Source organism: Pseudomonas sp. 1D4, from assembly GCF_001728925.1.
GTDB classification, from domain to species: domain Bacteria; phylum Pseudomonadota; class Gammaproteobacteria; order Pseudomonadales; family Pseudomonadaceae; genus Metapseudomonas; species Metapseudomonas otitidis.
In genome coordinates this window covers 78381-97030 of record NZ_LXJQ01000012.1, presented here as the reverse complement: position 1 = coordinate 97030, position 18650 = coordinate 78381, and the positions used below count along the sequence as shown (strand labels likewise).

Sequence of the window (18650 nt, the reverse complement as noted above, 5' to 3'; positions counted from 1 at the left end):
GTGGCGGACCGTGCGAGGTGTGGAATACCGGTTTGAATGCCAAGACCGGTGGGCTCGCGCCCCCCTCGCACGGTCCGCCATAGATTGCCAGGCGTCAGCGAGTCGAGTTTCCACTTGCTGATCCTGCTTATGGCGATGTTGCGTTGGCATCCAATTTCGGGATTCCACTCCCGGTCGCAGCCTGCGCTGCGACGGGGGAGACGCTACGAGCCGAGTGTGTAGGACGGCAATGCCGAGGGAGGGTAGGAATTGTCGGAGTTAAGCACTGTTTCTAAAGTCCCCAGGAATTTATGTGCTCAATATGCTGACTTATTTGGGTGGCTGTTGAGAATAGATTTAAATATTAATTATCTGGATATTGCTAGTTGTGTCATGTGCGCTATCACATTCGAAAGAACATCGCTTTCCCTCATGCCACTTAGCTCTAGGCAGAGTTGATCTACAGTTCGCTCCCAGTGATAACCATTTCGAGGATTAAACAGCCCAACTTTTGAGAAATGCAACTGTCCTTTTGAGAAGGCTAAACTTGTATACGTCAATAGCTGTTTTATATCGTTGACTCTAAATTTTCTATCGCCTGCTTTTACCTCGTAGAGGCAGTCTTCATAAATTAAGTCTCCTTCACATGCCGAAATTATTCCGCACCCTGAGAATTTTGGTCTGAAGTTGATCTCATCATTTTTTGGGAAGAACAGCATTAAATTATGAGTCAGGTTAAATACTTCGCGTTGAGTGCGGTTGTCTAAGTTTTTTGTAATTGATTCTTGGTCGTTTGTTATTCTAAAAATGTAATCGCCTATTTTTTCTGTTAGCCCTATTGCAATAGGTATTATTAATTCGCTGCGTGGCTGTATTTTGGCTTTCTTTGCTTCTTTGAAGGTCTCAAATGAAAGTTCATTTATGAAGCCGCGTAACTTTGGGCTGGCTTCATTTTGAATTGGTGATAGCTCTCTCTTTAGTTTAAGATTTTCTTTTCGCCAATAAGTGTCCGCTAGTGGGGTTATTTTGTTCCAGACCGATGCGAAGTTTGAGGAGAAATTTTGCTCGGATATCATACTGGAACCTTCCAGCTATTTTGATTTTTCTGCTTTGATTCTGAGGTCCACTTCAGGATCAGCTTGTCAAATAAGTTGAGATCTCTTTTTATGGACTCTCGCCAATGTTTTCCCTCGTCTTCAAGGATGTATGAGCTAATTAGCATTGCTCTTTTTTCCCAGGTTGTAAGCGTGGAGTAACTTCTTCGGCAATTTGATATCCAGTGATCTGCTTCTCTGTGAGCCATCATTAATATGATGTCACGTTTTATCATCATGCTGCTTTGGGTTTTATAAAGGGAGGAGATAAGAATTTCAGTTTCCTCTGAGTCATCTTCTGTAAGAACTCTTAGTGCATAAGCAAGATTGGTTGGTACTTGTGTTATATAGGAGTTTGAAGTTATTAGCTCTCTTAGCTTTGTGAATAGTTCTGCCTTTACTTGGGGTTCGAGGTTTTTTAATAAGCCACGGCAGAGAAGCATTACAGAGGGGAAGATCGGATATAAAAGGTCTAGATTGCTTATGATGGATTTTATTGCGTCGTTTTGAACTGTGCTTTTTAAGTGCTTTAGCGCCGAAATTAGACGGCGAGAAAGTCCTTCGTCAATTCGGCTTTTAGCCAGTTCCCTTCCTAGCATTCCAACAATGTCAAATTTTTCTAGTTCTTGCTTTAGTGCCTCGTAATCACTTTCGGCAGTTTGTGAATATGGGTCGTAGTAAACCCGAAGTCTCCGAAATGCACGCTCTTCACTATCTCTAGCGTTTTCGTGTTCTTCAGGTGTGGAGAAGTCTGAGGTTGATACGAATTCTTTGGATGTCATTATTCTGGTTTTGGTTTTTTGCAATGCTAGACCTTCGTTTGTTAGGAGTAGGTCTGTTAGCAATATAAGTGCTGAGTAGGCTTTTTCTTTTGTTTCGGCGAATATTATGAAATCGTCTACGAATCTGCAGAATGTTATTGACTCGGAGATTAATAGTTTGTCTACCCTGTTTAATAGTAGCTCGCTTAAGATTCTTGATGCAGGGCCGCCTACAGGTAAGCCATATGAAACGTTGTCAGAGATCAGTTGGAGGATCGCCATGATTCTTTTTATTGCTTCACCATTTTTGGTGGCTTTTTTTAAAGCATTCTCGAGTCTGTGATGATAGATTCTTGGATAGAAGTCTGATATGTCACAGCGCAAGACATATGGGAATTTTTCTGCGTGTTCCAGTGCAGTGCTCTGGAAGTTTTGCCATCCAATATTTTTGTCGAAGAGTGAGCCAGTTTTCTGATCTTTTTTGAATCGGTATGAGAACACTATCTGTGGTGAGGCTCTCTTCTTTTCCGTGTCGTCTGCGATACTTATGACTAGGGCCAAAAGATAGGCGTTCCAAATTGGATCGATCTGTGCCCCCCATCTAAAACCACTGTATCCAACGACAGATAGGTTTTTCGATGTGAGCATTGGAATGTCTTTTATTGAATCCTCAAAGTTTTTGTCAATACTTTCGAGAATGTCAATTACATCTGTGCTCATGTCATTAAATATATGGTTTTCTATCGGGTAAGGGAAAATGTCAGTATCGCCGAATTTGGCAATATTCTTGACGGCTAGTTCAAAATTCTTTCTTTTTGCAGTCGACATTTTTACCTCGGAGCTAATTTTGGGGGGGCTTAAAAATCTATTTATATTTTTAATTTAATTACTCAAGTCCTATTTTGTTTAACAGCTTTGCACAGTCCTGTACTTCGGAAACCCCGAACACCCCCAAAACCTCTGCCCCGCCTTCGGCCCCGACCTCACCGTTCGAATCACCAGCGCATTGCCGCATTTGGGGCATTGCCGCTCGGCGGTCGGGTCATTGCGGCGCTGGAGGTTCTGCACATGTTCGCGGTGGGTGGCGAGGGTGGGCGCGCGGCGACCGGTTTGCAGGGTGCGGACCAGGGTGGCGACCTGGGCGTCGCTGAACACCGGCTGCTGGAATGACTTGATGTAGCGGATAAAGCCGATGCCCTGGGTGACGTTGGCGGGCATGGCGGTCTTGAAGGTGCTGCCGCCGACGAAGGTGATGACGGAGTGCAGGTGCTCGGGGGCGATACCGAGGGTGGCTTCCAGGGCCTTGAGGTGTTTGTAGTTCTGCCGCAGCGGATTCTGGAACTTGTAGCTGTGCTTGTAGAGCTTCTGCGTCCACTGGGCCTGCTGTTCGCTGCCGAAGATCCAGCCGCTCATGTTCTTGGTCTCCAGCACGAAGATGCCGTAGCGGGAGAGGAAGACGTGGTCGATCTGGGTGGTGCCGTCGGGGGTGGCGAGGGTGACGTTGTGCAGGCGGCGGTAGGTCTGTCTGTCCAGTTGCCAGTGGGCGAAGAGCCGGACGAGGAGTTCGCCGACATAGCCTTTGCCGAGTGGGGATTTGAGCAGGCCGATGAGGATCATCAGCGGGATGAACCAGGCGAGGGTGGTCCAGACCTGGGTGATGAGCGGTGTGAAGTCCATTTCCGTCACTCATGAGTCGTGAGTGGCCGGATAGTAGCGAAAAAGGCCGTGCTGGCACTATGGGATTGCGTACCGGCCGGGGGCTCCTTTGGTTGGGGGTGGCCTGGGGCCAGAAACGCAAAAGCCGCGCAGTGCGCGGCTTTGTGTTGTGTGGGCTCACATGCCAGTGCAGGTGGCTGTTCTCTGTCCCTACGGTGTGCCGGTCAGTTCACTTCGAGTCTGTAGAGGTGCTCCATGTCCTGTCCGGTGCATTGGGTGCCGAAGGTGTTGCCGTAAAGCAGCACCTCGTAGGTTCCGGCCCGGGTGGGCGTGCCCTGAATGACGCCAAGTGGCTCTGGTGCCTGGTGGTTCAGCACCAGGCCATCGGGTAATGGATGAGCCGGTGCTACCAGCAACTTGCTGACGGCGGTATCAGCCCCTCTCACTTCGATGCGGGCAATGTAAGGCGCCCCCACTTTGGCTGCTGGCAGCTCTTTGGGCATGAGTTCCGGCGGTGTCCTGCTTGAGCAGCCGACCAGTACGTTGCCCTGCATGATGGCCTCGCAGCCGGACAGCATCAGAGCTCCTGCTAGGAGCACGCATAGCTTGAACGGTATGCGTAGTTCACGGGATCGAGCCGCCGGATTTTCGCTCATGGTGAGTTTCCCTTGATCAGGTAAGGGCCGATGTTACGCGGGGTGCCTGCGCTGCTTGTGCTGACCCGGCTGAAGTTGGCGAAGGGGCTCTGCTCGTGTGGTGCCTGGGAATTCGCCATCTCGGAAACGCAAAAGCCGCGCAATGCGCGGCTTTTTTGTTTGGTGGGCCCACACGGACTCGAACCGTGGACCAAAGGATTATGAGCCCGCATAAGGATGCCATTCCTTCTGGGAAAACTACCTGGAAGCCAGGTTTTTAGGGATATTGCCGGGCACGTTCTGCCAATGTCTCGTCGCTGTGTGGACGCTATGTGGACACTCAGGACTGTACCGTCTTGCACACCCTGACAATTCCTTTCACAGCGTGAAAAGCGAGCCTAACCGCCAGACCCCGCGCTGCCGCTGCCGGTGCGCCCCTCTTTCACCCCACCCCGGATTGCGCAAAAAAATCATGCACGGCCCGTCGGCGGGAGGGGGATAAGTCCGATTTAGCCGTCGTTTTCTTGGATCAGCTGGATTTCCCAGGCGTGAAATAGTTGTGTGTATGGTATGTATAAAACCGTTGACAGGAGATGATCCGGTGTGTACGATACACACCATAAAGAGGCCGATGGAGGGGGTGATGCGAAGTAGAGAGGTGATCGAACTGATCGTGGCGGATGGGTGGTACGAAGTAGAGGTGAAGGGCAGCCATCACCAGTTCAAGCACCCAACGAAGAAGGGGCGGGTAACGGTTCCCCACCCCAAGAGCGATTTACCAGTGGGAACCGTACACAGCATTTTGAAACAAGCCGGCCTCAAGTGAGGCCGGTCGCTACACCGGAATCGGTCGCTTGCCGGTTCACCCTTTCGGAGATTGTAAGAGATGAAATTCCCAGTCGTACTACACAAAGACGCTGATTCGGACTACGGCGTGACCGTGCCCGATGTGCCCGGCTGCTTCTCTGCCGGAGCCACCGTTGCGGAAGCGCTGGAGAACGTCCAGGAAGCCCTGGCGCTGCATTTCGAGGGGCTGGTGGCTGATGGTGAGGAACTGCCCCAGGCGTTGGAAGTGGATGCCCATATGGAGAATCCGGACTATGCCGGCGGTGTGTGGGCGGTGGTTGACTTTGATGTGACCCCATACTTGGGCAAGGCGGTGCGCTTCAATGCCACGCTGCCGGAGAACCTGCTGCAGCGCATTGATGACAAAGTGAAGCGTGACCACCGCTATGCGTCTCGGTCGGGCTTTCTGGCCACTGCGGCATTGCGTGAACTAGCCGCTGCGCACTGATCTCCTGATGAAGAAAAGCCCGCAATCGGCGGGCTTTTTTCATGCAGTGATGGGGGCGAGTTTGGCCGTTAGCTGCCCAGCGGTCGCCGCTTTGGTGGTGAAGCCTGCGATATCGCCAAAGCTCGGCGCAGGCCCTGGAACGTGGGTATGGGCGGCCAGCTGGGTGTTCATCTGCTCCACCAGGTCGATTAGATCCAGCAGCACCTGCAGGACGTTGACGCCTGGGGAGCCCAGCCAGGTCTGGGCTGCGATGCTGCGGCGGATCCCCACGATGGCCTCGGTCATGTCACCGCCCACGGTGGCATTCAGCTTCTGTCCCACCACCAGGTTCAGGTCGCGCCCGGTGGCTTGGTGCAGGTCGCCCACGGCGGCGAGGCTCGCGGATCCGCCGGACAGCAGTTTGAGCGCGCCCAGCGCCTGCAGCTTCTTCACCCCGCCCACGGTTTCGGTGCTGTGGTCGTCCACGTCCACGGTGGTGATCTGGTAGTGCTCGGTGTTCTCCAGGGCCTCCACCTCGCGCTCTACGGCCTGATCGCGGATCTGCCCATCCGTCTGGCGAGTCCAGTTGCCATTGGCGTCCACTCGCTGCTGGCTGGCCTCGCTGTGCTGCCACAGCTGATCCCCCTTTGAGACCTTCGGCAGGCTCAGCCCGTGCGGGAGTATCTGCGCGATATAGGGCTTGTGGGGCAGGCCGTAGGCAAAGCACACCACTACAGTGGCACCCTCTTCGGGGAAGCCGAAGAAGCCCGCTTCCTGGCCGCCATTGGGCGCGGGTAGGGGCAGGCTGTGGAGAATCGGCAGGTCAGGATCCGGCTCGCCGTCTGGCCGCAGCACTTCGACATCCACCCCGAAGCGCGGGCGGAAGTCGTCGCACAGGCCTGGGGCGTCCGGAGCATCCGGGACGGCGACCACACGGCCCAAGCGGGGCAGGTGATAGCCCCCGGTCAGTTCGGGAAATTGGCGCTCTACTGCGCGGCGGATTGCGTCTTCCATCGGAGGGCCATCTGCGAATCGGCGAGGGTCACGGACGTGATCCTCTCGCCTTGGTTGATAGATGCACCAGGGCGAAGGCCTGGGAGGGCCGCCACCATGGCGCTCTGGTTGCCTTGGTAGGTGTCGAACAGCTCGGGCGGGAGCGGCAGGGGATCGCGCACGCCCCAGAAGCTGTGTGCCCAACTGCCCACGTACACCTCGCCGTCGCCCTGCTGCTGCCAGATGAAGTCCGGGATGCCGAACACCTGGGCGAGGCTGTCCATGGCCTGATACCCGGCGGCGAGGCTGTAGAAGTAGGGTGTCTTCACCTTTGCGTAGGGCTGGTCCGGCACGCGAAAGCGCAGGCCGGTGCGCGTGCTGATCTCGGTCAGGACCTGCCGAAGATCCACATGGCGCAGGTTCATGGGCAGCGGCATGGCCAGCACGCTGGTCAGCTCGCGGCAGAACAGTACCTGCTGCTGGCTGTTGGCGGCGGTGCAGCGTTCGACGTGGCCGATGAAGTGCCGCTGTAGCGCGCGCTCGTTGTAGCCCAGGTCCAGGGTCACCAGGCCGCGTACGGGCGCTTCGGCCTTGATGGTGAGGCTGGCCCGGCCGGGGCTGCGCAGATCCAGGCGCACCTCGTCTTTCACCAGGGGGTAAACCTTGCCGGCGATGGTCAGGACCTTGTGCAGCTTCATGCGAGGGCGTCATCCAGGCGTTTCAGAACGGCTTCAAAGCCGGTCAGTTCACCCTGCTGGGCGCCGCCTTCGCTGGTGTCGGTGCCGCCGATAGGCTGGCCAGGGCCTGCCTGCTGCGTCACTGGGTTGCCGGGGCGACGTTTCTCCACGCGCTCGGCTGTGGATAGCTTCTCGGCCAGGGTGAACTGGACACGCCACGCCGACAGCGTGTCGTCCTCGCGGGCGCTTACGCCGTCGCTGAACTCCACCTGCCGGACGCCGAAGGCCTCAGCGGTGTCGTTCACCACCCGATAGGTGCGGCGCTGGCCACCGGCTGCTGTGGCCTCTGCCCAGCTCATCAGCTCCACCAGGTGCGCGCGGTCGCGGTAGGGAATCAGCAGGGTGACGGTCAGCGTCTTGGGCTTGAAGCCCTTGTGCGCCGCGTCGGTGTTGCTGGTCTGTCCCGACAGGTCGTCGCTCTCGATGCGCAGCGATGCTGCCACCTTGAGCCCCTTCCCGCGCACCTTCTTGCCGTCGAGTAGCAGCGTCATAGGCCCACCAGCTCACGCACAAAGCTCAGCCCATCCAGCGATCCCGTCAGCACCAGGCCGGCACTCAGCACCCATTCATGGCCAGGTGGCTGGCCGTCGAGCATGGCGGCGCGCAGTTGGGCCGGCGTACCAGGGCCTACCAGGCGGGCGCGCATGCTGTCGTCAGCGGATCCGCCGGCCAGCAGCGCCTGCAGGTCGGTCAGCTTCTGGTCGCGTGCCGCTTGCTGGGTGGCCTTGCGCCCGGCCAGCGCGACCAGATCTGCCATGGGCGAGCTGTCGGCGGCATAGCCCTCCAGGACGGCCAACTGGCCCGCCATGGACTGCTTGGCAGCCTTGGTGATGGTGCAGCGCTCCAGGGGCAGTGTGCCCCAGCGCGGCAGCGGGCCAGCGGAGGGCGTCACCCACTTTTCCGATTCCAGCTGGGACAGATGTCGGGCGCGCCGTTCGGTGCGCACCAGGTCCGGCACCGGCAGCAGCGCGTTGAAGCGCGCCAGGGTGCTCGCCAACTGGTCGTAGCGGGTGGCCAGGAACAGTATCGACAGCGCGAACTGTGGGCCGGTGGGGCGGCCGGCATCGGTGTTGTCCACCAGCTTGTCGGCCAGGTGCTGCAGCAGGTTGGGTGCCGACAGGAAGCGCTGGTGGCCACGGCCCTGGCCGATGCCCGATTGGAAAGGCGTCACCGCCAGGCAGGCCGGCGCCTCGCCCAGCTGCGCGGAAAGCGCAGCACGCCCGGCGGCGATTGCGGCCTGCGCGGCGCTGCCGACCGGGCCAGGGTTGGTGGTGGCCATACCGTCCAGACCTGCCAGGCGCATGGCAGTGCTGGCCAGCTCACCGCCGGCCAGATCCTTGGCCGCCGCCAGGCCACCCATCCACTGGGTGGCCTGCTCAGGCCAGCGCATGGTCACAGGTGCCCAGGTCACGATGCAGCGGCCTCCCAACTGATGGCTTGCATGGCCTCGACATCACCGGCAGCCAGTGCCAGATCCAGCTGCTGTTTCAGTTCGTGGGCGCGCTGCAGCAACTTCAGCTTGTACAGTGTGAAGTCGTCGCCCACCTGGCGTAGTTGCGCGGCGGTGTGCAGACGGAAGGCCTTGGCTCCCTGCTCGTCTTGGCAGGCATACGGCATGTCTAGCCCGCGCAGGATGGCCCCGGTCAGATTCAGCTGGGCTTCCAGATCAGAGCCGTAGGAATGGGGCTCGCCAAGAGCTTCCGACCAGAACCCGCCGGTGATATCGGCTTCGCACGCGGCGTTGATCTCTTTGGTCCGTTCGGCATACAGGCGCGCCAAAGTAGCGGGAGTGTCGTCGACCCACTCACCGTCGCGCCACACTTGCCCTGGGCGCGGGACGCTCAGGGTGTAGCCTGTCGGGAGTGTGCCCGAACGCTCAATCAGCAGCGGCTCGCGGGTGCTGGTGTTGTAGGCGGTCAGCCCCTTGTATGAGCTGATTAACTGCCAGCTCTGACCATCCCAGCGAGGAACCAGATGCTCACCGTGCACAGGTGGCTCGACTTCGACGCAGCCTGCGGGTAAGAGCCACACGCCGTCCTCAAGCGGTGACGGGTCTGCAGTGGTTATGCCAGTGAAAATACCGAGGGCGTCGGTCTGATAGACAGTTTTGTAATCCATGGATCACCTCAGAACTTGATACAGGCCAGCAGCGCAATGTTGCGCGGGCGTGCCTCGATGCCACCGTTGACGAAGACTGTGATGTTGTGGCTGTGATTGGGCACGCTGTTGACGGTGAGGGTGTGACTGTGTGCCCCGGCGTTTGCAGCAGAGCCGCTGACGGTGTGGTTGTGCTCTCCTGCGCGGGCAGCCGTACCGCTGACGCTGTGGGAGTGTTGACCATCTACCCCGGTCTGCCCGCCACCTGCCGAGTTGTTGGCCTGATCTGAACCCCGGTTGCCTGATGTGCCGTCCCATGCCCCGGTACCACGGACCAGCTGCGTGTGAGTGTGCGCCCCTGCGCTCGCAGCGGTGCCGCTCACGCTATGAACGTGCGCCCCGTTACTGGCTGTTACGCCGCTGATCGGGTGGGTGTGCTCGCCATTACTAGCAGCCGATGCCGTGTGTGTATGTCCGCCAGCCTCACCTATTGAGGCACCGTGGCTGTGTGATTCGTTCTGCCCTGCCTGGGCAGTGCCGAAGCCCCGATTGGCGTCGACGCCTCTGCCATTGTCCCAACCACGTATGAACTCGCCTCGCAGGTCAGGCAAGTTGAACGATGTGCTGCCATCGCCTGCGCCATAGGTGGTGCCGATAGCGGCAAATAATGCCGCGTAGGTGGTGCGGCTGACTGCCGCGCCGTTGGCCTTGAGCCAGCCAGCAGGCGGTGTGCTGCGGGCAAAGGTTGCGACCATGCCTGTCAATGGGTACACCACCTGCGCCATGGCTGAAGTGAGTGCGGCGGTAGTTGCGAGGATCTCGCTGCTATCGCTTGAAGGGTTGTCGCTTTTGGCGTTGGGCAGATTGCCCAGCCCCACGTCGTCCTTGGTGGTCGCCCTGGCTCGCAGGCCGGCGTAGTCGCCCACGCGGGCGGCGAAGTGCGCCACCAGAGGTCCGGCGATGCTCTCCACCGGGCGGCTATCGGTGACGGTGTTGCTGTTCGGCAGCTCTGCGAGGGCCACGCAGTAGTGCTGCACACCGGCACTGTCCACGTAGTCCACCTTTCCCGTCCCCCAAACCACGCTCCAGGACGCCACCACGTCGTTCAGCTCGCGCGTCAGGGCCACGTCCAGCCAGGCGGTGGTGGGGAATGCCGTCGGCACCACAGGCAGCGCTGCAGAACGCTGCAGGCGCACGCCTTCCACGTAGGCGGTGCCCGGCTTGAGCTGATACACCCCGCCCACTTTCTCCAGCTGCAGCGCGCTGCCGAAGAAGCACGCGCGCCCGTAGATGTCGCGGTTGCTCTGGCGCTCGCGCTCGTCGATGCCTGCCAAGCGCACGGTGAAGTCGTGCTGCCAGGTGCTGGCGTCGATGGTCAGGCCGGTCAGCGCCTGGGCGCCGTCGAACACCACCAGGAAGTTACGGGTGACGTTGTTCCCCACCTGCAGCGGCGGGATGTTGCGGCGCTTCTGCTGGGTGGGTACGTAGGCCACCATCAGCAGCACGTTCTCGGCGGTTTCCAGGCCGATCCAGTTCCAGTCGAAGTCGCCGATATCGCTGCCCAGCATCAGGCTGTAGACCACCTGATTGGGGTTCACGTAGCCGGCCTGGGTGACGTCGTAGGTGCCGACGACCTGCTCGGCGGCCGGCTTGCCGGCAGCGCGGTCCACCGGCCCGCTGGGATCGAGGCCGGGCACGTTGGCCAGGATGAAACGGGACACGGTGAGGATCTGTTGCGCGCCATGCTTCTGCGCGATCAGGCGTTCACCGGCAAGGGTAATGCTGGCACCCATGGGGGTCTCCTACAGGCTGGCGACCAGCGTCTGCTGGTCGTCGTTGAAATCGACCGCGACCAGGCCAAGCGTCACCGGGGTGATGGTCACGAAGTCGTAGCGGCGGCAGGTGCGGCCGTACTGCTGAATCAGCACGCGCAGCAGCTCGGGGTTCTCGGCCAACTGGGTGTTACTCAGTTGCAGCAGCACCACGTCCCAGTCGCGGTCGGGGTGGCGTTCCTCGATCTCCACATAGCCCACGCCCAAGCGCTGCAGAATGCGCTTCATGCCGGCGACGCTGCCGGCGTCCACAGCGTTGATGAAGGCGTGCTTCACCCGCAGGCGATACAGGGCCTCGGGCTCGCCCTTGAAGCGCGTGATGTCGCGCTGCCATGCCAGCAGATCTAGGATGGTGACGTGGCAGGTGTCGGCGTCTATCTGCAGCAGCGGCCAGCGCAGCCAGCCTTCCACCTTTGTCCACCAGGCCTGTGCGGCAGCCTTGAGCTTTGCCAGCTCGGGGCCGTCCAGCCAGAAGGGCAGCCCGAGCTTAATCATGTTGCACGACCTGCAAACTCTTGATGCGGGGGATGGCCAGCTCCGACACGATGTCGGCGTTCCGGAAGCGCAGCGACTCGATGCCTGGGAACTGTTGGTGCAGTTCCTCGCCCAGGCGGCTGAAGGAAAAGCGCGATTGCGGATAGGTCAGGGTTGGCTGGTAGTCGGTGGTGGTGCTCTCGCGGAATGCGGCGCGCACGAACAGCGCGATGTTCGCCAGCAGGCTCTGGCGTTGTTCGGTGGTCAGCGTCGAACGGGGCCAGACGTCCAGCTGGATGGCGTGCAGAGTCTCCGGCATCTCCATCACCAGCAGGTCATCACCATGGCCATGGTTGCCCTGATCGCGGATGTGGGCGTTGATCTGCTCCAGGTAGGTGGCTGCCGGCACGTCCGCCTCGAACAGCACATAGGCATTGGCGCTGCCAGGGCCACGCGGCGCACCGTGCAGAAAGTAAACGCCATCGGGGCGCACCCCAGGGAAAGCCGAAATCAATGCGCGGTAGACGGCATCGGTGTGCCACTGGTTGACCGCCGAAAACTGGTTGCGCACGCGCAGGCGCAGCTCGTCGTCGGGCTCAGGATCCGCGCCGGGAGAGGCCAGCCAGCCGTTGGCGTTCACCACCTGGACGATGCCCGGTACGGGTTCCGGCAGGATGGCGTAGTAGCCCGGCGCCAGGTTGAAACCGGCGCCGGTATCCACCGCCTCGGCCGGGATTTCCAGTTGCATCACGCCGTCGGTGAACATGCCATCGGCGGTAGTCACCAACTGGTAGATGTGCCCGTTGATCGAAGCGGACTGCACCACTGTGCCGGCGGGCACCTCCAGGGCGCCGCCGGCCGCCAGGCGGGTGAACAGCAGCAGGCCCTTGGCCTTGGTTGCGCCCTTGCGCTCCACGTTCACGGCCCAGGCCAGCATGTCCAGCCAGGCGCCGGAGGCGGTCTTCACAAAGAAGTTCGGCAGCACGGTGCCGCTGATGAAAGTGATCAGCCACAGCACGGGCTTGGTCACCAGGGCGGTGACGATCCGCCAGAACGGCGAATAGGCGCTGGTGTTGCTCAGCGCACTGCCCTGGGCCGCCACTTCACTTTCCCAGGCCTGGCGCAGCCCTTGCTCGGTGGTCGGAATGCCGGCGTCATGGAGCGCCTGCTTGAAATCTACGGTCACAGGGTCACCTCAATCACTCCAAATTCAACGGTGCGCGCGGTCACCAGGTACTGACCGGCGTCCACTTCGCGGATCTTCGCGGTGCCCGGTACCAGGCGTTCGTCGGCCTCCACCAGCAGCTCCAACTGCTGGATGCAGTCGCGCTGCCGAAGGCGGTCACGCTCGGCCACCAGGGTCACCAGCAGACCGCTCTCGCGGATCATGTGGGCGATGTCCTGGGCGATGCTCGCGCGGTCATCCACCAGCCGCGGCTGGCGAGACGGGTCCAGCGCCAGGTCGTTGCCCTGGATCAGCAGATCGATGTAGAGGCTCATCCGGCCGCCATCCCCAGCATGTTTTCCAGTTCCAGCGAGGTCATGGCCTTGCCGGTGTGGATCTCCACTTTTTCCACATGGGTGCCTTTGTTTTGGGTGGTGGTGTTTTGGATGCTGGTCAGCAGCCCACCGGGCGGCACCGATGCCGGACGAGATGGCGATAGGCTAGGGATAGCTGCCCGAATCGTTTGCTGGGCTTTCTGCGCGGCGTTGGCTTGGTCCACCGTGGCTATGGCCTGTTCAGCACCGGCCGGCTCGGCAAACCGCGCCACTGTTGGAACCTCGGGGACTATCGGGGCTGTTGGGCTTTCGAGGGTTTCGACGCTCCGGATCATTTGAGTGGCTTCCGGGACTTCTGGAACCTTCGGCAGCTCCGCAAAGCTGGTATCGATCGAAACGCCGGGGATTTTGTTCAGCAGCTCGATCAGGCCTTTCAGCGCCTTGCCCAGCAGCGCGAACGGCGACAGGTTGGTGAAGGCCCACAGCAAGGTGTCCCACACGCTGTTCGCGCCACTGGTCGCGCCCGTCAGTTCAGCGAGCCAGCCCACCACGTTGGCGCCGATGCTCCACAGCTTCTGCAGGGCAGCCCAGCCCAGTTGCAGCACCGCCACCCATATCTTGAACGCCAGCACCACGGGGCTGATGATCGTCAGCAGCGCCTGGAACCACGCGCTGTTGCCGAACTTGGCCTTCAACTGGTCCCACCAGATGATGGCGGCACCCACTGCCACGATCAGCAGGACGATGCCCAGGACCAGCAGCGCGATGGGGCTGATCAGAATCGACAGCACCGACATCACACCGCCCAGCACCGTCAGCAGGCCCGCAGCGGCGACCAGGGCGAGCAGGCCGAGGGTGATGTAGCCCAGCCAGCGCGCGATGTTCGGGAACATGGTCAGCCAGCGCTGGAAGGTGGTCCCCATCTTGGTGATGCGCTGAATCAGCGGCGTCAGCACGGGCATCAGCACCTGGCCCATCACGATGCGCAGGTTCTGCAGCATGGCGGCGAACTGATCGAACGGGTCCACCATGGCCTTGGCCATCTGCTCGGCCTGCTCCATGCCTTTCACCTTGCCCAGCTTGTCCAGGCCACCGCGCAGCCGGTCGGTGTCCTTCATCAGGGTGACGATCAAGCGGGAGGCCTCGCCGCCGAAGGCGCCGGTGATGGCGTCGAGTTTCGCCTGGGTATCCAGGTCCCCGAACTTCCCTTTCAGCTTGTCCAGGATCGACAGCATGGGCAGCAGCCGGCCGTTGCTGTCGGTGAACTTCATGCCGAGCTTTTCCGAAGCCCCGGCGATGTTCTCGAAGAAGGACTTGTACAGCCCGCCCGCCTCGCCGCCTTCTAGGGTGGTGCCGAGCGTGCCCAGGACGGCCATCTGCTCGGCCAGGCTCACCCCGGCCGCCGAAGCGCCAATGCCGGTGGCCTTGAAGGCGTCGTTCAACTGCTGGCCACTGGTGCGGAACAGCTGGACAGCGAGAGCACTCTGCCCGGCCAGCATCTCCACCCACTCGCCTTTGCCCATGGCGTCCGCCTGGGCCTTGTTCAGGCCGTACAGCGTGCCGATGTAGGCGCTGATCGTCTCGCTGTCGGTCTTGGTGGCCTTGGCCAGCACGTTGGAGGCGTTGGTGAACAGGGCCAGCTGCGAGCCGGTCAGATCCTTTACCGCGCCTTCGATGCTGTAGGCGGACTGGACAAAGGCGGTCGCGTTCTCGCCGTAGGCCACGGCGAACTCGAAGGACTTCGCCTGGAGCGAGTCCAGAGCGTCTTCGGCCACACCCAGGGAACGCACCTCGCCCAGTGCGCGGAGCTGGTCCCGCGCGGGCTGCAGGCCTTCCTTGAACGCCACGATGGTGCCGACCACGCCCGCCATGCCGGCGCCCATCTGCACGAAGCCGTTCTTGCCGACCTCGGCCACGTCCTGCAACTGCCTGGCGATGTTGGCGGCCGGGGCCGTCACCTGATCGACCAGGCGCAGGATGAAGTCGAGTTTGGCGCCACGATCAGCCATGGTTCATCTCGCCGCAGTTGGCAGCCAAGTACTTTGGGTTTGTGTATATTTGGGCGCGATGATCCTTTCTTGAGGCCACCTCATGTACGCAATTGCTTTTGACCTCGACACCGAAACGCTCAAACAGGCCTACCCCACTCCGTCTTGGAACAACGCCTACGGCGATATCCGCAAGGTACTGGAGCCACTGGGTTTCAACTGGCAGCAGGGCAGCGTCTACTTCGGTGACGAGAAAATGACGGCGGTCAAATGTGTTCTGGCCGCCCAAGCTGTTAGCCGCCAACTGGAATGGTTCAAAGCCAGCGTGCGTGATATCCGCATGTTGCGGATCGAGGAGATGAATGACCTGGAGCCGGCGCTGTAATACCGCCCGTAGCTCAATGAACCCCGCCCCGCGCGGGGTTTTTTCTACCTTCTCATCAGGGATGAATACCGCATGCCGAAGCTCGAACTGTCGTTCACGATCGATACGCCGTACTTGACCGTCACCGAGTACGCCAAACGCACGGGGCAATCCCCCCGCTCTGTGCGCAGGGAGATTGAGCGAGGGCTTATCCCCATTCGTCCGAAAACACCTGGCTCCAAGGAGGCGGTGCTTATCAACATGGTGAAGCTGTGCGCTCAGGCAGCCGCTGCAGAATAGGCTCTCTGGAATATATGCCAATATTGCGTGGCAATATCCTTGCTTTGCTGACACCCCGCCGCTACGCTCTGCCCCGCGGAGCTCGAAACTCCCATTGATCCCAAACGCGGTGACCCGCCCCGATAGTTGCGGTATTTTTGCGCCTGTATTCTGCCTGTTCTTCAGGTCGGGAGTGCGACGAATACAAGACCTTTCGGGGAAATAAGTCCGGGCCTTCGTTTGGGGCCTTTCGAGCTCCCGGCGCCTAATCGAAATAGGCGCCAACTTCGAAAAAAACCAAACGAGGATTGCCACCATGGCACGCAAAGCAGTCAAGCCCCGCACCACCAAAGCCACCGAAGCACCCGTCAGCCGCCGTACCCCCGCCATCATCTGGGCGATGGATTTAGCCCGTGACACGCGCGGCATCGTGCAATTTCTCGACGACGTGCTGACCACCGACCGCGACCGACTTGAGCTCTCGATGAACTCCATCGACGGTCTGGGCAGCATCCTACGCATCGTCGACGCGAACCTGCTCGGCATTGCCCGGGCCATAGACCCTGAAAGCGATCCTGAGCACCCAGCGCCCGTGCAGTTGGTAACGGTGTAAGCCATCATCGTGTCATCCGAGCCCCGCCTTGTGCGGGGCTTTTCGTCACCCGTTCAGCGCCTTGGCGATGCCGTTGGCCACGGCGATCTCCATGCGGCGCCAGTGTTCGTCCTCCAGCCACTTGGCGGTGCCCAGGTTGTCAGCCGTGGGCGCCGCGCCAGGCAGCCAGCGCTCGACCAGGGCCATCAGTTGGCCCAGGCCGTCCTCGGTCAGGCGCTCGGCGCGGGCGAGGGCTTTTTTACGGTCACTTCAACGTCGGGGGCGTACTCTTCCAGCAGCGCGCCGGCCAGCTTCATGGTGGTCAGCGGATTGACCAGCAGCGGGCGCAGGCTGGCGAGCTGTTCCTGCTTCACGGCGGTGGTCAGCAGGTTGTGCGACGGCGCCACCTTGTTGGTGGCGGTCAGGCCGTTGAAGTACTTGGTGACCAGCTGCGGATCCAGGGTGAAGGTGAATTCCTTCTCGCTGACTTCCAGGGTGATCTCGCGGACCTCGCTCATGTTCTTTTCCTCTGCGGGGGTTGGGTGAAAAGGTGTTGCAGGCGTTGCTCCAGCCGGTCCTCCAGCTTCTCCATCGCCTTGTCGATGTGCTCGGCGCGCACGTAGCGCTCGGCCACTTCGATGCGGAACTCCAGGTGCTCGCGGCGGGCCGCGCTGACCTGCTTGAACAGGTACACCTGGAAGCCCACCACGCCGGTTAACACCAGCTCGGTGAGCATCAGCAGCACGCTGATAGCCATGGCGGACAGCTCCATCAGATGCGCCCCCAGTTGCCCCGGCCGCCAATGCGCACGGCGCACCACATGAGCCAGGCCAGGGCCTTGCCCATGCCTTCCTCCAGCAAGGCCTGATGAAAGACCTGGTCGGCCTCGGCCTTGGTGAAGCGGTGGGTCTGGTGGGTGTAGAGGTAGTCATGCACCACCGCCGGCCGGCGGGCCAGGGCGTGGTCGCGCGGCACGATGCGCCAGGCCAGGCGGGGCACGCTGGCGAGGTCGGTGCGATAGCCCACCGGAACGAGCACCAGGCGGTCGTCGCGGGTGACGTAGGCCAGCGGCTGGATCACCTCCCAGGCGTCATCCACCGGCAGCGAGCGCAGTTCCAGGTCGGACTTAAAGGGCATCGGCGGCGCACTCCACGCGGATCCGGTTCGGGGCGGTGCTGGTGGCGATGGCCTCGCGCAGCACCACGCGGCCGACCTCCGGCGTGTCGCAGTAGCGCTGCACCAGGGTGGCGGCGGTGCTGCCCACCAGGTTCTGGCTGCTGCAGGCGGCGAGCAGCAGGGTGGCGCCCGACAGGGCGAGCGCGAGGGCGACGATCACGGCTTTGGTCATGCTCAGTAGCTCCAGATGGCGGGGGAGGGGAAACGCCCGTCAGCGGACGTGCCCAGGTGCAGGAAGCGCGCGGTGCCCTTCTGGCTCACGCCGATGCGGGTAAAGCCCAGTTCCAGGGCGAGCTGGAGCACGCGCAACGCCTCCGGCCCGCGAATCGCCACGTCCACGGCCTTGCCCGTGCAGTGCTCACCGGGCTGGGCCTTCTTCGCCTCCACCGGGTGCTTCGGGCAGCGGTATGCGCTGGACAGCACCAGAGGCTTGCCGTGGGCCGTGCGCAGGCGCTGCAGCCGGTCCATGAACGCCGGATCCATCTCGGCGCCCGTGCTGCCACAGCGGCCGCATTTGCAGCGCAGTTCAGCCAGCGAGAAGTTCGGCCAGGGGCTGGTCATCGGCGGTGTCCTTTCTCGAAAGTGGATTGGCAGGGCACGCAGCGGGTGATCCCACCCAGCGCGCGGCGTGCGGCGGGGATCTCGTCGCCACAGTCGATGCAGTCGTCCAGGCTGGGACCGGCGGGGCGGTTGCTGGCGAGCTGGGCGGCCAGGGCGCGCGCCAGTTCCAGTTCCTCGCGCGCCACGGCGCGGTCTACCCAGTCCGGCATCAGCGCAGGCCTTCGATCTCGCTGGCGTCGAGGTACGGCACGCCGTTGATGCGGATGAAGTCCGGGCTGGTGACGTCGTAGGGCACCTTGTGGACCGACTTGCTGCCGCCCTTCGGGTCGATGTCCAGCAGGCTGGAGACCTTGAGCTTCAGGCCGAAGGCCTCCACGCGCAGTTCGTCGTCGCCGGCCTTGGCGTAGAACACCGCGTCGAACGGCTCCATGGCGCGGAAGCTGCCGGCGCGCTTGGCGGCCTCGATCAGCAGGCCGAAGTTGGCGCTGTCCAGCTCCAGTTCACCGCTGCCGGACACGTCGCCATCCACATGGCCATCGGGAACGCCACCGGTCTGGGCCACCGCGCTGTTGTCGGTGATGTCCAGGGTGGCCTTCTCGACGTGTACCAGGAGGTCGCCCAGGTTCACGTCGAAGTTCATGCCGCTGATTCGGGCCATG

27 protein-coding genes are annotated in these 18650 nt (G+C 61.0%); 5 read left to right on the top strand and 22 right to left on the bottom strand.

Translation table 11 applies throughout. From position 1 onward, the window contains the following. Positions 1-347: 347 nt before the first annotated feature. The 4 genes from A7D27_RS27780 to A7D27_RS09030 all read right to left on the bottom strand — a co-directional run bounded on the left by A7D27_RS27780 (position 348) and on the right by A7D27_RS09030 (position 4146). Entirely contained in the window at positions 348-1055 is a 708-nt protein-coding gene (locus A7D27_RS27780; protein WP_139134069.1) for a hypothetical protein, read from the bottom strand. Beyond that, complete coding sequence (locus A7D27_RS27085; protein ID WP_083265570.1) at positions 1052-2662, bottom strand: RNA-directed DNA polymerase; 1611 nt, start codon at positions 2660-2662, stop codon at positions 1052-1054. The genes A7D27_RS27780 and A7D27_RS27085 overlap by 4 nt, the downstream gene beginning before the upstream one ends. Before the next feature lie 78 nt (positions 2663-2740). Beyond that, a complete protein-coding gene (locus A7D27_RS09035) occupies positions 2741-3511 on the bottom strand; it encodes a nuclease-related domain-containing protein (protein WP_069564679.1) in 771 nt (256 codons plus the stop codon). Positions 3512-3714: 203 nt separating this feature from the next. Next, the gene (locus tag A7D27_RS09030; RefSeq protein WP_139134068.1) at positions 3715-4146 is read right to left on the bottom strand and encodes a hypothetical protein; all 432 of its coding nucleotides are present in this window, start codon (positions 4144-4146) and stop codon (positions 3715-3717) included. A gap of 622 nt (positions 4147-4768) precedes the next feature. Between A7D27_RS09030 and A7D27_RS09025 the strand changes: the two genes are divergently transcribed. Next, on the top strand, positions 4769-4951 hold the full coding sequence (locus A7D27_RS09025) for a type II toxin-antitoxin system HicA family toxin (RefSeq protein WP_043103663.1): 183 nt from the start codon (positions 4769-4771) through the stop codon (positions 4949-4951). A gap of 60 nt (positions 4952-5011) precedes the next feature. After that, complete coding sequence (locus A7D27_RS09020; protein ID WP_069564677.1) at positions 5012-5419, top strand: type II toxin-antitoxin system HicB family antitoxin; 408 nt, start codon at positions 5012-5014, stop codon at positions 5417-5419. 39 nt (positions 5420-5458) lie between these two features. Here the strand turns inward: A7D27_RS09020 and A7D27_RS09015 are convergent, their stop codons facing one another. From A7D27_RS09015 to A7D27_RS08970, 10 genes are read right to left on the bottom strand one after another with little or no spacing between them, the layout of a single operon-like run. Further along, on the bottom strand, positions 5459-6412 hold the full coding sequence (locus A7D27_RS09015) for a hypothetical protein (RefSeq protein WP_069564676.1): 954 nt from the start codon (positions 6410-6412) through the stop codon (positions 5459-5461). Beyond that, positions 6385-7089, bottom strand: coding sequence for a hypothetical protein (locus tag A7D27_RS09010; RefSeq protein WP_069564675.1), 705 nt, complete (start codon positions 7087-7089; stop codon positions 6385-6387). The genes A7D27_RS09015 and A7D27_RS09010 overlap by 28 nt, the downstream gene beginning before the upstream one ends. After that, the gene (locus A7D27_RS09005; RefSeq protein WP_069564674.1) at positions 7086-7619 is read right to left on the bottom strand and encodes a DNA-binding protein; all 534 of its coding nucleotides are present in this window, start codon (positions 7617-7619) and stop codon (positions 7086-7088) included. Before A7D27_RS09005 ends, A7D27_RS09010 begins: the two co-directional genes overlap by 4 nt. After that, on the bottom strand, positions 7616-8539 hold the full coding sequence (locus tag A7D27_RS09000) for a hypothetical protein (RefSeq protein ID WP_069564673.1): 924 nt from the start codon (positions 8537-8539) through the stop codon (positions 7616-7618). Before A7D27_RS09000 ends, A7D27_RS09005 begins: the two co-directional genes overlap by 4 nt. Next, the gene (locus tag A7D27_RS08995) at positions 8536-9246 is read right to left on the bottom strand and encodes a phage tail protein (RefSeq protein WP_069564672.1); all 711 of its coding nucleotides are present in this window, start codon (positions 9244-9246) and stop codon (positions 8536-8538) included. Before A7D27_RS08995 ends, A7D27_RS09000 begins: the two co-directional genes overlap by 4 nt. A gap of 8 nt (positions 9247-9254) precedes the next feature. Next, complete coding sequence (locus A7D27_RS08990; RefSeq protein WP_069564671.1) at positions 9255-11018, bottom strand: phage tail protein; 1764 nt, start codon at positions 11016-11018, stop codon at positions 9255-9257. 9 nt (positions 11019-11027) lie between these two features. Further along, a complete protein-coding gene (locus A7D27_RS08985) occupies positions 11028-11552 on the bottom strand; it encodes a phage tail protein (RefSeq protein WP_069564670.1) in 525 nt (174 codons plus the stop codon). Next, positions 11545-12717: a baseplate J/gp47 family protein gene (locus A7D27_RS08980; RefSeq protein WP_069564669.1), complete on the bottom strand. Its 1173-nt coding sequence runs from the start codon at positions 12715-12717 to the stop codon at positions 11545-11547. The genes A7D27_RS08985 and A7D27_RS08980 overlap by 8 nt, the downstream gene beginning before the upstream one ends. Next, a complete protein-coding gene (locus A7D27_RS08975; protein ID WP_069564668.1) occupies positions 12714-13031 on the bottom strand; it encodes a DUF2590 family protein in 318 nt (105 codons plus the stop codon). The genes A7D27_RS08980 and A7D27_RS08975 overlap by 4 nt, the downstream gene beginning before the upstream one ends. Beyond that, positions 13028-15040, bottom strand: coding sequence for a phage tail tape measure protein (locus tag A7D27_RS08970; protein WP_069564667.1), 2013 nt, complete (start codon positions 15038-15040; stop codon positions 13028-13030). Before A7D27_RS08970 ends, A7D27_RS08975 begins: the two co-directional genes overlap by 4 nt. Before the next feature lie 82 nt (positions 15041-15122). Between A7D27_RS08970 and A7D27_RS08965 the strand changes: the two genes are divergently transcribed. The 3 genes from A7D27_RS08965 to A7D27_RS08955 all read left to right on the top strand — a co-directional run bounded on the left by A7D27_RS08965 (position 15123) and on the right by A7D27_RS08955 (position 16275). Next, positions 15123-15404 (top strand): virulence factor, encoded by a 282-nt coding sequence (locus tag A7D27_RS08965; RefSeq protein ID WP_069564666.1) that lies wholly within the window; start codon positions 15123-15125, stop codon positions 15402-15404. 72 nt (positions 15405-15476) lie between these two features. After that, on the top strand, positions 15477-15683 hold the full coding sequence (locus tag A7D27_RS08960; protein WP_069564665.1) for a hypothetical protein: 207 nt from the start codon (positions 15477-15479) through the stop codon (positions 15681-15683). 295 nt (positions 15684-15978) lie between these two features. Further along, positions 15979-16275 (top strand): hypothetical protein, encoded by a 297-nt coding sequence (locus tag A7D27_RS08955; RefSeq protein WP_069564664.1) that lies wholly within the window; start codon positions 15979-15981, stop codon positions 16273-16275. A 45-nt stretch (positions 16276-16320) separates the two neighbouring features. On the opposite strand, the gene A7D27_RS28305 is transcribed toward A7D27_RS08955, so the two are convergent. The 8 genes from A7D27_RS28305 to A7D27_RS08920 are packed head-to-tail and all read right to left on the bottom strand — an operon-like array spanning position 16321 to position 18649. Next, positions 16321-16461 (bottom strand): hypothetical protein, encoded by a 141-nt coding sequence (locus A7D27_RS28305; RefSeq protein ID WP_044409718.1) that lies wholly within the window; start codon positions 16459-16461, stop codon positions 16321-16323. A 23-nt stretch (positions 16462-16484) separates the two neighbouring features. Next, complete coding sequence (locus A7D27_RS08950; protein WP_069564663.1) at positions 16485-16772, bottom strand: putative phage tail assembly chaperone; 288 nt, start codon at positions 16770-16772, stop codon at positions 16485-16487. After that, positions 16769-17011, bottom strand: coding sequence for a hypothetical protein (locus A7D27_RS08945; RefSeq protein ID WP_232104258.1), 243 nt, complete (start codon positions 17009-17011; stop codon positions 16769-16771). The genes A7D27_RS08950 and A7D27_RS08945 overlap by 4 nt, the downstream gene beginning before the upstream one ends. A gap of 14 nt (positions 17012-17025) precedes the next feature. Then, entirely contained in the window at positions 17026-17391 is a 366-nt protein-coding gene (locus A7D27_RS08940) for a DUF1353 domain-containing protein (protein ID WP_069564661.1), read from the bottom strand. Then, positions 17381-17602 (bottom strand): hypothetical protein, encoded by a 222-nt coding sequence (locus A7D27_RS08935; protein WP_069564660.1) that lies wholly within the window; start codon positions 17600-17602, stop codon positions 17381-17383. The genes A7D27_RS08940 and A7D27_RS08935 overlap by 11 nt, the downstream gene beginning before the upstream one ends. Before the next feature lie 2 nt (positions 17603-17604). Next, positions 17605-17991, bottom strand: coding sequence for a D-Ala-D-Ala carboxypeptidase family metallohydrolase (locus A7D27_RS08930; protein WP_083265569.1), 387 nt, complete (start codon positions 17989-17991; stop codon positions 17605-17607). Further along, complete coding sequence (locus A7D27_RS08925; protein WP_069564659.1) at positions 17988-18200, bottom strand: TraR/DksA C4-type zinc finger protein; 213 nt, start codon at positions 18198-18200, stop codon at positions 17988-17990. Before A7D27_RS08925 ends, A7D27_RS08930 begins: the two co-directional genes overlap by 4 nt. Beyond that, the gene (locus A7D27_RS08920) at positions 18200-18649 is read right to left on the bottom strand and encodes a phage protein (RefSeq protein WP_069564658.1); all 450 of its coding nucleotides are present in this window, start codon (positions 18647-18649) and stop codon (positions 18200-18202) included. Before A7D27_RS08920 ends, A7D27_RS08925 begins: the two co-directional genes overlap by 1 nt. Position 18650: the final 1 nt, after the last annotated feature.

What these genes read in the sequence shown, in the direction of transcription:
- A7D27_RS09020 (WP_069564677.1), top strand. Translation starts at nt 5,012, where the DNA reads ATGAAATTCCCAGTCGTACTACACAAAGACGCTGATTCGGACTACGGC.
- A7D27_RS08955 (WP_069564664.1), top strand. Translation starts at nt 15,979, where the DNA reads ATGGCACGCAAAGCAGTCAAGCCCCGCACCACCAAAGCCACCGAAGCA.
- A7D27_RS09005 (WP_069564674.1), bottom strand. Translation starts at nt 7,619, where the DNA reads ATGACGCTGCTACTCGACGGCAAGAAGGTGCGCGGGAAGGGGCTCAAG.
- A7D27_RS08935 (WP_069564660.1), bottom strand. Translation starts at nt 17,602, where the DNA reads ATGACCAAAGCCGTGATCGTCGCCCTCGCGCTCGCCCTGTCGGGCGCC.
- A7D27_RS08975 (WP_069564668.1), bottom strand. Translation starts at nt 13,031, where the DNA reads ATGAGCCTCTACATCGATCTGCTGATCCAGGGCAACGACCTGGCGCTG.
- A7D27_RS09015 (WP_069564676.1), bottom strand. Translation starts at nt 6,412, where the DNA reads ATGGAAGACGCAATCCGCCGCGCAGTAGAGCGCCAATTTCCCGAACTG.
- A7D27_RS09025 (WP_043103663.1), top strand. Translation starts at nt 4,769, where the DNA reads ATGCGAAGTAGAGAGGTGATCGAACTGATCGTGGCGGATGGGTGGTAC.
- A7D27_RS08940 (WP_069564661.1), bottom strand. Translation starts at nt 17,391, where the DNA reads ATGCCCTTTAAGTCCGACCTGGAACTGCGCTCGCTGCCGGTGGATGAC.
- A7D27_RS08950 (WP_069564663.1), bottom strand. Translation starts at nt 16,772, where the DNA reads ATGAGCGAGGTCCGCGAGATCACCCTGGAAGTCAGCGAGAAGGAATTC.
- A7D27_RS08945 (WP_232104258.1), bottom strand. Translation starts at nt 17,011, where the DNA reads ATGGCTATCAGCGTGCTGCTGATGCTCACCGAGCTGGTGTTAACCGGC.
- A7D27_RS09010 (WP_069564675.1), bottom strand. Translation starts at nt 7,089, where the DNA reads ATGAAGCTGCACAAGGTCCTGACCATCGCCGGCAAGGTTTACCCCCTG.
- A7D27_RS08925 (WP_069564659.1), bottom strand. Translation starts at nt 18,200, where the DNA reads ATGCCGGACTGGGTAGACCGCGCCGTGGCGCGCGAGGAACTGGAACTG.
- A7D27_RS27780 (WP_139134069.1), bottom strand. Translation starts at nt 1,055, where the DNA reads ATGATATCCGAGCAAAATTTCTCCTCAAACTTCGCATCGGTCTGGAAC.
- A7D27_RS08930 (WP_083265569.1), bottom strand. Translation starts at nt 17,991, where the DNA reads ATGACCAGCCCCTGGCCGAACTTCTCGCTGGCTGAACTGCGCTGCAAA.
- A7D27_RS08960 (WP_069564665.1), top strand. Translation starts at nt 15,477, where the DNA reads ATGCCGAAGCTCGAACTGTCGTTCACGATCGATACGCCGTACTTGACC.
- A7D27_RS08965 (WP_069564666.1), top strand. Translation starts at nt 15,123, where the DNA reads ATGTACGCAATTGCTTTTGACCTCGACACCGAAACGCTCAAACAGGCC.
- A7D27_RS08920 (WP_069564658.1), bottom strand. Translation starts at nt 18,649, where the DNA reads ATGGCCCGAATCAGCGGCATGAACTTCGACGTGAACCTGGGCGACCTC.
- A7D27_RS09035 (WP_069564679.1), bottom strand. Translation starts at nt 3,511, where the DNA reads ATGGACTTCACACCGCTCATCACCCAGGTCTGGACCACCCTCGCCTGG.
- A7D27_RS08995 (WP_069564672.1), bottom strand. Translation starts at nt 9,246, where the DNA reads ATGGATTACAAAACTGTCTATCAGACCGACGCCCTCGGTATTTTCACT.
- A7D27_RS08990 (WP_069564671.1), bottom strand. Translation starts at nt 11,018, where the DNA reads ATGGGTGCCAGCATTACCCTTGCCGGTGAACGCCTGATCGCGCAGAAG.
- A7D27_RS09030 (WP_139134068.1), bottom strand. Translation starts at nt 4,146, where the DNA reads ATGAGCGAAAATCCGGCGGCTCGATCCCGTGAACTACGCATACCGTTC.
- A7D27_RS28305 (WP_044409718.1), bottom strand. Translation starts at nt 16,461, where the DNA reads ATGGCCCTGGTCGAGCGCTGGCTGCCTGGCGCGGCGCCCACGGCTGAC.
- A7D27_RS08985 (WP_069564670.1), bottom strand. Translation starts at nt 11,552, where the DNA reads ATGATTAAGCTCGGGCTGCCCTTCTGGCTGGACGGCCCCGAGCTGGCA.
- A7D27_RS08970 (WP_069564667.1), bottom strand. Translation starts at nt 15,040, where the DNA reads ATGGCTGATCGTGGCGCCAAACTCGACTTCATCCTGCGCCTGGTCGAT.
- A7D27_RS27085 (WP_083265570.1), bottom strand. Translation starts at nt 2,662, where the DNA reads ATGTCGACTGCAAAAAGAAAGAATTTTGAACTAGCCGTCAAGAATATT.